This is a genomic window from Pantoea sp. RCC30.1, assembly GCF_058148845.1.
The window spans coordinates 1-569 of sequence record NZ_JBXUHX010000086.1 but is presented as its reverse complement, the minus strand read 5'-3'; the positions used below and the strand labels follow the sequence as shown (position 1 = coordinate 569).

The window sequence follows — 569 nt, the reverse complement described above, 5'->3', positions numbered from 1 at the left end:
GCGATAACTTTAGCAACAACACCCGCGCCAACGGTACGGCCACCTTCGCGGATTGCGAAGCGCAGACCTTCGTCCATTGCGATTGGGTGGATCAGGGTAACAACCATTTTGATGTTGTCACCTGGCATTACCATTTCAACGCCTTCTGGCAGCTCTACTGAGCCGGTCACGTCAGTTGTACGGAAGTAGAACTGTGGACGATAGCCTTTGAAGAACGGAGTATGGCGGCCACCTTCGTCTTTAGACAGAACGTAAACTTCTGACTCGAACTGGGTGTGCGGCTTGATTGAGCCTGGCTTAGCCAGAACCTGGCCACGCTGGATGTCTTCACGCTTGATACCGCGCAGCAGAACACCACAGTTTTCGCCTGCCTGACCCTGGTCCAGCAGCTTACGGAACATCTCAACGCCGGTACAGGTTGATTTCACAGTATCTTTGATACCAACGATTTCAACTTCGTCGCCGACTTTAACGATGCCGCGCTCAACACGACCGGTAACAACGGTACCACGGCCAGAGATTGAGAATACGTCTTCGATTGGCAGCAGGAACGGCTTATCGATTGCACG

At 52.9% G+C, this 569-nt stretch carries 1 protein-coding gene; it reads right to left on the bottom strand.

Translation table 11 applies throughout. The features are described 5' to 3' along the window. On the bottom strand, positions 1–569 hold a 569-nt coding region (locus AC2LB6_RS24625), incomplete at both ends, for an EF-Tu C-terminal domain-related protein (protein ID WP_490095476.1).